The following is a 9,016-nucleotide window of genomic DNA, read 5'->3' on the forward strand; positions in this document are numbered from 1 at the left end:
GAGTGAGCCGAACGGCGCGATCTGGGCCAACCAGTTCGACAACATCGCCAATCGGCAGGGGCATATCGAGACGACCGGGCCGGAGATCTGGCGACAGACCGACGGTAAGGTCGACGGCTTCATCTGCGCGGTCGGCACCGGCGGCACGCTTGCCGGCGCCGCGATCGCGCTGAAGGGTTTCAACCCAAAGATCCGCATCGGCCTTGCCGATCCGATGGGGGCGGCCCTGCATTCCTGGTTCACGACCGGCGAATTGAAGGCGGAAGGCTCCTCGATCACAGAGGGCATCGGTCAGGGCCGGATCACCCGGAATATCGAGGGCGCTCCGATCGACGTCTCCTTCCAGATCCCTGACGAGGAGGCGATYCCGCTCGTCTTCGAACTGCTGGAGCATGAAGGGCTTTGCCTCGGCGGTTCTTCCGGCATCAATGTCGCCGGCGCGATCAGGCTGGCAAAGGAGATGGGTCCGGGCCACACCATCGTGACCATCCTCGCCGATTACGGCACACGCTATCAGTCAAAGCTGTTCAATCCGGAATTCCTGCGCTCGAAGGGCCTGCCCGTTCCTGGCTGGCTGACGCGCGGCAGCGAGGGCCTGAAGGACGTGATGGCCCGCGTGCTGGCGTGACACCGTGCTGCTGAACCGCAGGACATTGGATGGCATCGCAGCCGGGCGCGTCACGCTTGTGTTCCGCCGCTGGCGCCGGCCCAGCGTCAGGGCGGGCGGCACGCTCCTGACGAGCATCGGCCTGCTGGCGATCGAGGATGTCGATCCGGTCGCGGAGATCAGCGAGGACGACGCGCGTGCCGGAGGACATGTCATGCGTGAAAGCCTGCTTGCAGAGCTTTCGAGCCGCGAGGGCCAGCTCTACCGGATCCGCCTGCGGCTTGCCGGGCCAGATCCACGCATCGCCTTGCGGGCGGAGGCCGAGCTTGGCGAGCCGGAGATGCACGACATCGAAACGCGCCTCATGCGCCTCGACGCGCGCCGGGCCTGGACGCTGGCGACGCTCGCACTGATCGCGGCTCATCCGGCACGGCGCGCACCAGAGCTTGCGGCACTGCTTGGCAGAGAAACCCTTCCGTTCAAGCAGGATGTGCGCAAACTCAAGGCGCTCGGGCTGACGGAAAGCCTGACGAGCGGCTATCGCCTGTCGCCGCGCGGAGAGGCGCTGCTCCAGCGCCTCTCGCCCCGATGACGGAGCAGCGATCTACTGGATCGGCTTGACGCTGCTCATGATCGTGTCGATCGCCTTGCCATGCTTCGTGCGCTCCTCATCGGAGCCCCAGAGCGTCAGCATGATCATGCGGTTCTTGCCGGCCGACATCATGATGAACTCGACTGTCGTCGGCCCGTTGTCGTCGCTGGTTTCGAACTGGAGGATGGTCGCAGGAATGCCATTCAGAGGCGCCTCGGCCTTCTTCGGCGGCACCTTCTTGATGTTGTTCTCCTTCATCCACTTCTCGTTATTGTCCAGCATCGCTTCGACATCGCGGGCGCTGGCATATTCGACGGAGAAGAAGACGTCCTTGCCGGGAGACTGGGCGGAGTAGCCATAGGCGATCTCCTCGGTGGCCCAATTGTCCGGCACGGTGATGGTGACGGCAGGATCCTTGTCGGGAACCGCGAAATTGCGCGCATGGGCCGATGTCGCGAGCACGCCCAGAAGGGCGACCGCCGCCAGAATTCGCTTCATGTGATGTTGGTCCAAGGAAGCTTCCGGCACAGCGCCTGGAAAGCCCCTGACCTTTGGCCATTATCGCGGGCCGGGCAATCTTCAATCCAGGCGTCAGAGCCACTTTTTCCAGCGGAATAAGACATAGGGCACCACGGCCGCGACGATCATCATGCCGACCGCGATCGGGTATCCGAACTGCCAATCCAATTCCGGCATCGTCTTGAAGTTCATGCCGTAGACCGAGGCGATCAGCGTCGGCGGCATCAGGGCGACGGCGACGACCGAGAACAGCTTGATGATCTTGTTCTGCTCGATGCTGACCAGACCCAGCGTGGCATCGAGCATAAATTGCAGCTTGCTCGAGAGGAAGGTCGCGTGCTCCTCGATGGCCTGGACGTCGCGAATCGAGGTCCGCCATTCCGGTGCGAAGCCGCTCGCGGCCTTCTTCGGCCGCTTGTAATTGGCCGACAGGAAGAGCAGCACGCGCTCGATTGCCACCATGCTCTCGCGCACATTCGAGATGATGTGCTCGTACTGGCCGATTTTCTGGATCACGCCCTGATAGGCGCTGCCCTGCTCGACCTCGGCCGCCTTGCCGTCGAAGATCCGGCGCGAGGCACCGTCGATCTTGTCGCCGACACCGCGCAGCACCTCGGCGGCTCGGTCGACGATGGCCTCGATCAACCCTTCCATGATGGCTTCTGGCTGCATGCCGCAGCCGCCCGGCTTGGCGACCCGGTTGAGAAAGATGCCGAAGGCACCGGGCTCGTCATAGCGCACGGTCACCAGCGCCTTCTCGGTCAGGATGAAGGTGACGTCCGCCAGCTTGGGGACATTGCTGTCCGACTGGCAGATTACCCGCGCCGTCATGTAATGGGCGCCGTTCTCGGTATAGATGATCTCGGACGGCTCGAGGTCATGCATCTCCTCGCGCGTCGGGATCGAGATGCCGAGATGGGCCTCGACCCGCTTGTCGTCCGTGGAGGTCGGATTGAGGAGATCGATCCAGACGGCTCCCACCGGGATCGGCTCATCCTCCGAGAGCGGGCGATGGGCCAACCGGTCGCCATGGTCGGGGCAGATGCTGTGGATCAGGAGCATAGGGGAGCGACTCGTCGGCAGCCGACAGGCCGCTTTGCTGCAGGGCAGGAACTCCAAGCCACCAACGATGTCAAACCGATGACGCGCCTCGCGGCGCGCTTCACACCCCGCCCTTCACACCGGCTGGCGGCTTGCTGTCGGCGGGCACGAAGAAGTCCGGCATCAGCGGCACTGACGGATCGACGCGGTAGGCCGAAAAGTCGGTGACGCCTTCGCCGGCCATGAAGCTGTCGTCGATCAGGAAATTGCCGGAAAACTGCCGCGACGACTTCAGGAAGATCATATGCGCCGCATCGGCCAGGATCTCGGGCGTGCGGCTCGCCTGCACCATCTTGTCGCCGCCGAGCAGATTCTGGACGGCCGCTGTCGCGATGGTGGTGCGGGGCCAGAGTGCGTTGACCGCGATGCCCTTCGGGGCGAGTTCGCCGGCCAGGCCCAGCACGCACAGGCTCATGCCGTATTTCGCGATGGAATAGGCGAGATGCGGCGCGAACCAGTGCGTCTTCATGTCGAGCGGCGGCGAGAGCATCAGGATATGCGGGTTCTCCGCCTTCTCCAGATGCGGGATCGCATATTTCGAGACCATGAAGGTGCCGCGCGTGTTGATCTGGTGCATCAGATCGAAGCGCTTCATGTCGGTCATCTGCGTGTTGGTCAGATTGATCGCGCTCGCATTGTTCACGACGATGTCGATGCCGCCGAAGGTGGCTGCCGTCTTGGCAATGGCGTCCGCGACCGCAGCCTCATCGCGCACATCGACCATCAGCGGCAGGCATTTTCCGCCGGCGGCCTCGATTTCGGCGGCGGCGGTATGGATCGTGCCCGGCAGCTTCGGATGCGGCTCGGCCGTCTTCGCGGCAATGGTGACATTGGCGCCGTCGCGGGCCGCCTTGAGCGCGATCGCGAGCCCGATGCCGCGCGAGCCGCCGGTGATGAAGAGCGTCTTGTTCTTGAGCGACATGGTCTCTCTCCCTCTCAATCTGGAATGGTGAAACGGTCCGGCTGAGTGCCGTCCTTATCGGTGAAGCCATAGGCTCGCGCGAGATCGGCAACATGCAGCACGGTCCCGGCGTGCCGGTTGACATCGGGATCAGCGGCGAGCGCGGCGACGGCCCTGCCGGCATAGAGTGGCGTCTCCGTCGTCTCGGCCGCCATGCCGGCATCCTGCACGCGCTCGGTCAGGACATGGCCGGGCGAGAGGCCGAGCGCGGTGACACCGTAAGGCCTGAGTTCCTGCGCCATGGCGAAGGTCAGCCGGTTCATCGCAGCCTTGGCGAGATCGTAGACGACATCGCCGAGATAGCCCGCACCGGTATCGAAACCCACGGTGACGATCAGCCCCTTGCGCATCTGGACCATGGCCGGCGCAACGGCCTTCGCCAGCAGGAGCTGCGCATAGACGCCACTCTCGAAGCCCTGGCCCAACCGTGCAGCCGGGCGGCGCCAGAACGGCGTGCCAAAGGCCGATCCGTCGGGGTACCTGTCGCCGTCATAGCCCTCATTGCCGCCYCAGACCGCATCGACGACGCAATCGAGCCGGCCGAAGCGTCGCAGAGCCCAGGAGACAAGCTGATCGACCTCGCGCTCCTGCGTATGGTCGCAGCGATAGGGATGCCCTTTGCCGCCGGCCGCCTCGACCTCGCGCGCCGTGTCCTCAAAAGTCTCCGGCCGCTGGTCCGTGCGGGGGCCGGCCTCGCTGGAGCGGCCGGTAACGATGACGGTTGCCCCTGCTTCGCCCAGGGCCCGCGCGATGCCGCGCCCCAGGCCGCGCGAGGCTCCCGCAACGAGGCAGATGCGGCTAGCGAGCGGCGCTGCCGCAAGGTCGGCGCTGGTCACCACCGGAGCGACAATTCCGGTAGCGCAGGCATCGGCAATCCTCTAGACGGACCGTCCCCCGAATCAGGAGAGCCGGAATGGACAGCGCAGACGTCGCCGCCTGCTGGGAGGCCAATGCCGAAACCTGGACGCGCCATGCGCGCGCCGGCTACGACCTTTATCGGGATGCCCAGAACACGCCGGCCTTCATGGCGAACCTGCCCTCTGTCGCCGGGCTCGAGGGGCTCGACATCGGCTGCGGCGAAGGCGCCAATACGCGCCGCATTGYGCAGGCCGGCGCGCGGATGACCGGCATCGATATCGCGCCGACCTTCATTCGGCATGCACGGGAGGCGGAAGCGGTCGCTCCGCTCGGCATCGMCTACCAGGTCGCCGACGGCATGGATCTGCCCTTCGCCGACGGGAGTTTCGATTTCGCGACCGCCTTCATGTCCCTGATGGATATGCCGCGGCAGGATCGCGTCCTGGCCGAAGCCGAACGCGTCCTGCGACCCGGCGGCTTCCTGCAATTCTCGATCCTGCACCCTTGCTTCGCCACGCCGTTCCGGCGGGTTCTGCGCGACGAGAACAAGACCGTATTCGGGATCGAGGTGCGCGAGTATTTCCGCGCCACCGATGGCGAGATCGAGACCTGGCGCTTCGGCGCTGCGCCCGAGCATGAGAAGGCCAAGGTCGAGCCGTTCAAGGTGCCGCGCTTCCACCGCACACTGAGCGAGTGGGTCAACCTCCTCATCACGACGGGCTTCACCATCGAGCATATGCACGAGCCGACGGTCGATGCCGAAACGGCGGCGCGCGAGCCCTATCTCGCGGATACCCGCGTCGCGCCGCTGTTCCTGCACATGCGCGTGCGCAAGGCCGGCTGAGGCGCACGGCGCCCCGTTCACGCGGCGAAGACCATGTCGGCCTCGGTCACGGCGCCAGCGCCTTCCGTCACGGCGAGTTCCAGCCCCGGGGCCTCGATGGCGCCATGCTCGGCAAAGAAGCGGGCAGTCGCCACGGCTGCGGCGCCGCCTTCCTCAGTGCGCATGGCGAGCGCCTTCTTCGCCAGCCCGGTTCCACCCTGCGCCAGCGCGAAGAGCTTGAGATAGGGCGTCGCACCGGCGAGCACCTCGGCAGGTTTCGCCCCCATGGTCGCGAGCATCCACTCGGTTGCACGCTCCAGCGCGTCGACCGCGCTCTTCAGCCGATCGGCGGTGCGGCCGAAGCCGGGCGTGTTGGCCGCCGCAACCTCGTCCGCCACGCCCCGCATCTCGGCGATCAACGCCCTGACGGCATCGCCGCCGGACAGCGGCAGCTTGCGCTGCACGAGATCGATGGCCTGGATGCCGTTGGTCCCCTCGTAGATCGTGGCGATGCGGGCATCGCGCAGATGCTGGGCCGCGCCGGTCTCCTCGACATAGCCCATGCCGCCATGGACCTGGATGCCTGTCGAGGCGACTTCGACGCCGATATCCGTCGCATAGGCCTTCGCCACCGGCGTCAGAATCGCGGTGCGTTCGGCGGCCTGCTTGCGCTTGCCGATATCGGTCTCGCGATGCGAACGATCGAGCGCTTCCGCGACCATGTAGGCAATCGCACGCGCCGCCTGCGTCTTGGCCCGCATCTCCATCAGCATACGGCGAATGTCGGGATGCACGATGATCGGGCTCATCGGCGCGCCTTTCGGCGCATCGAGTGCCGCGCCCTGCTTGCGTTCATGCGCGAAGGCGAGCGCCTGCTGATAGGCCCGCTCGGCGATGGCGACGCCTTGGAGCGCCACGTTCAGCCGGGCGTTATTCATCATCGTGAACATGCAGGCGAGGCCACGGTTCTCCTCGCCGATCAGCCAACCGATCGCTCCGCCATTGTCGCCATAGGCCATCGAGCAGGTCGGTGAGGCATGGATGYCGAGCTTGTGCTCGATCCCGGAGCAGCGCAGGTCGTTATGGCCGCCGAGCGTTCCATCTGCGTTGACGAGGTATTTCGGCACGAGGAAGAGCGAGATGCCGCGTGTGCCGGGAGGCGCATCGGGCAGTCGGGCAAGGACGAGATGCACGATATTCTCGGTCATGTCGTGCTCGCCATAGGTGATGAAGATCTTCTGGCCGGTGATGCGATAGGTGCCGTCCCCGGCGCGCTCGGCCTTCGAGCGCAGCGCGTTGAGGTCGGAGCCGGCCTGCGGTTCGGTGAGGTTCATCGTACCCATCCACTCGCCGGAGACGAGCTTGGCGAGATAGGTCTCCTTCAGTTCCGCCGAGCCATGGGTATGCAGTGCCTCGATCGCACCGACGGTGAGCAGCGGACCAAGCGCGAAGGCGAAGGCGGCGGAGTTCCACATCTCGGTGCAGGCCGACTGCACCAGCGCCGGCAGGCCCTGCCCGCCATAGGCTTCCGGAGCCGGCAGTGCGTTCCAGCCAGCCTCGGCCCAGGCCTTGTAGGCCTCCTTCCAGCCGGGCGGCGTGGACACCGCGCCATCCCTCAGCGTCGAACCGACCTTGTCGCCGACCATATTGAGCGGCGCGATCACATCGCCCGCAAATTTCGCCGCCTCGCCGAGGATCGCTTCGGTCATTCCGCCGTCGAGCTCGGGGGCCAGGCCATCGGCAACGAKCCGGTCCAGCCCTGCCACATGGCGCAAGGTGGCGACGATGTCCTCGACCGGGGCGCGATAGCTCATGGCCTTCTCCCTGAATGCCCTGCCCGCCTGGCAATGTGCCGGCGCAAGGTCTGCTGCCGTCGTTATGCGTTGACGGCGATGTTAGCGACGAACTATCCCCTTCGCCACGCGCCAGCCTCACGACTTTCCGCCATACGCACTGCCGCACAACACAGTTTATATATGAACCATTCCAGGTCAACGGGCTCCGGGATACGTCCGACCCGCATTCTGCAGGCCGATGCCGAAGGCATTGCCGAGGCCGCGCGCCTGCTGCGCGCCGGAGGCCTCGTCGCGCTGCCGACGGAGACCGTCTATGGATTGGCGGCCGACGCGACATCCGGCCACGCCGTCGCCGGCATCTATGCGGCAAAGGAGCGGCCGAGCTTCAATCCGCTGATCTCACATCTGCCGAGCGTCGAGGCAGCGCGGCGCGAGGGCCTGTTCGACGCCAATGCGCTGGCACTGGCAAAGGCCTTCTGGCCGGGCCCCTTGACGCTGGTGGTGCCGGCTTCGTCCGCCTGCCAGGTCAGCGAGCTGGCACGCGCCGGGCTTGCCTCCGTCGCGTTGCGCGTGCCGTCGCATCCGCTTGCCCATGCCATTCTCGAAGCAGCCGGACGCCCGATCGCCGCACCCTCCGCCAACCGGTCGGGCCGGGTCAGCGCCACCAGCGCAGAGCATGTGCTGGCCGATCTCGATGGCCGGATCGATGCCGTGGTCGATGCCGGGCCGGCCGAGGTCGGTGTCGAGTCGACGATCATCGCCTGCCTCGATGGGGCGCCCAGGCTGCTTCGACCGGGCGGCGTCTCCCGCGCGGCGATCGAGGGCGTGATCGGCCGCCCGCTGGTGCTCGCCGGCGAGGCTGGCGCCGCACCGATTTCGCCCGGACTGCTCGCCTCGCATTACGCGCCCGCTGCCGCGGTGCGGCTGGACGCCGAAGCGCCCCGCACCGGAGAAGCCTGGCTCGGCTTCGGACCGGAGCCAGCGGGCTTCGTCGCGCCGGCGATTTCGCTCAACCTGAGCCCGCGCGGCGATCTCGCGGAAGCTGCAGCCAATCTCTTCGGCTACATGCGCCAGCTCGATGCGCAGGGCCCCAAGGCGATTGCGATCGCATCGGTGCCCGCGCACGGCCTCGGGGAAGCCATCAACGACCGGCTGAGGCGCGCTGCGGCACCGCGCTGAGCCCCGCAAACAGCGCCTTGCAATTGCGCAAGATATCGCGATGCTGCCGCCGCAACCGGAGCCTGCGTCGATGAAGTCCAATCTCGCCTGGGATGATTTCAGGCTGGTCAAGGCGATCGCCGATCACGGCGGCCTGACGGGTGCGGCTGCTGCTCTTGGGGTCAATCATTCCACCGTGTTCCGCCGGCTCGGGCAGATCGAGGAGCAGCTCGGCCTGCCCCTCTTCGAACGCCACAAGACGGGCTATGTCGCTACCTGCGCCGGCGAAGAGATGGCCGTCCTGGCGAGCCGCATGGAGGAGGATGTCACCGCCTTCGACCGGCGCCTGGCCGGGCGCGAYGTCGCCCCGTCCGGCGAGGTCCGCGTCACCACGACCGATACGCTCTTCCTCAACATGCTGCTGCCGATCTTCGCGGCGTTCCGCCAGGCGCATCCGGCAATCCGGCTGGATGTCGCCATCGGCTACCAGACGCTCAACCTCTCGAAGCGCGACGCCGATGTCGCGATCCGGGCCAGCGATTCGCCCGGGGAAACCCTGGTCGGGCGCCGGCTCGCGACACTGAACTGGGCGATCTATGGC

Annotated in this window: 10 protein-coding genes; 5 read left to right on the forward strand and 5 right to left on the reverse strand. The window is 66.3% G+C overall.

Annotated features, from left to right (window positions below):
* Positions 1 to 628, forward strand: a 628-nt coding sequence (locus tag AC1DRP_RS31820) for a pyridoxal-phosphate dependent enzyme (RefSeq protein ID WP_476770583.1), incomplete at its 5' end; no start/stop codon positions are given.
* A gap of 4 nt (positions 629 to 632) precedes the next feature.
* A complete protein-coding gene (locus AC1DRP_RS31825) occupies positions 633 to 1,199 on the forward strand; it encodes a hypothetical protein (protein WP_441506529.1) in 567 nt (188 codons plus the stop codon).
* 12 nt (positions 1,200 to 1,211) lie between these two features.
* On the opposite strand, the gene AC1DRP_RS31830 is transcribed toward AC1DRP_RS31825, so the two are convergent.
* From AC1DRP_RS31830 to AC1DRP_RS31845, 4 genes are all read right to left on the reverse strand, one after another.
* Entirely contained in the window at positions 1,212 to 1,697 is a 486-nt protein-coding gene (locus AC1DRP_RS31830) for a hypothetical protein (RefSeq protein ID WP_441506528.1), read from the reverse strand.
* A 93-nt stretch (positions 1,698 to 1,790) separates the two neighbouring features.
* Positions 1,791 to 2,780: a magnesium transporter CorA family protein gene (locus tag AC1DRP_RS31835; protein WP_441506527.1), complete on the reverse strand. Its 990-nt coding sequence runs from the start codon at positions 2,778 to 2,780 to the stop codon at positions 1,791 to 1,793.
* 100 nt (positions 2,781 to 2,880) lie between these two features.
* Positions 2,881 to 3,741: an SDR family oxidoreductase gene (locus AC1DRP_RS31840; RefSeq protein WP_441489015.1), complete on the reverse strand. Its 861-nt coding sequence runs from the start codon at positions 3,739 to 3,741 to the stop codon at positions 2,881 to 2,883.
* 14 nt (positions 3,742 to 3,755) lie between these two features.
* Complete coding sequence (locus tag AC1DRP_RS31845; protein ID WP_476770584.1) at positions 3,756 to 4,616, reverse strand: SDR family NAD(P)-dependent oxidoreductase; 861 nt, start codon at positions 4,614 to 4,616, stop codon at positions 3,756 to 3,758.
* A gap of 77 nt (positions 4,617 to 4,693) precedes the next feature.
* Between AC1DRP_RS31845 and AC1DRP_RS31850 the strand changes: the two genes are divergently transcribed.
* A complete protein-coding gene (locus AC1DRP_RS31850; RefSeq protein WP_476770585.1) occupies positions 4,694 to 5,482 on the forward strand; it encodes a class I SAM-dependent methyltransferase in 789 nt (262 codons plus the stop codon).
* 17 nt (positions 5,483 to 5,499) lie between these two features.
* Here the strand turns inward: AC1DRP_RS31850 and AC1DRP_RS31855 are convergent, their stop codons facing one another.
* The gene (locus AC1DRP_RS31855; RefSeq protein ID WP_476770586.1) at positions 5,500 to 7,275 is read right to left on the reverse strand and encodes an acyl-CoA dehydrogenase; all 1,776 of its coding nucleotides are present in this window, start codon (positions 7,273 to 7,275) and stop codon (positions 5,500 to 5,502) included.
* Between the two features lie 162 nt (positions 7,276 to 7,437).
* Here AC1DRP_RS31855 and AC1DRP_RS31860 point away from each other — a divergent pair, with 162 nt between their 5' ends.
* Both AC1DRP_RS31860 and AC1DRP_RS31865 read left to right on the forward strand, forming a co-directional pair.
* Positions 7,438 to 8,436 (forward strand): L-threonylcarbamoyladenylate synthase, encoded by a 999-nt coding sequence (locus AC1DRP_RS31860; RefSeq protein ID WP_441489011.1) that lies wholly within the window; start codon positions 7,438 to 7,440, stop codon positions 8,434 to 8,436.
* A 70-nt stretch (positions 8,437 to 8,506) separates the two neighbouring features.
* The coding region (locus tag AC1DRP_RS31865) for a LysR family transcriptional regulator (protein WP_476770587.1) at positions 8,507 to 9,016 on the forward strand (510 nt) is incomplete at its 3' end.

It is taken from the genome of Allobosea sp. 01N443, assembly GCF_056399325.1.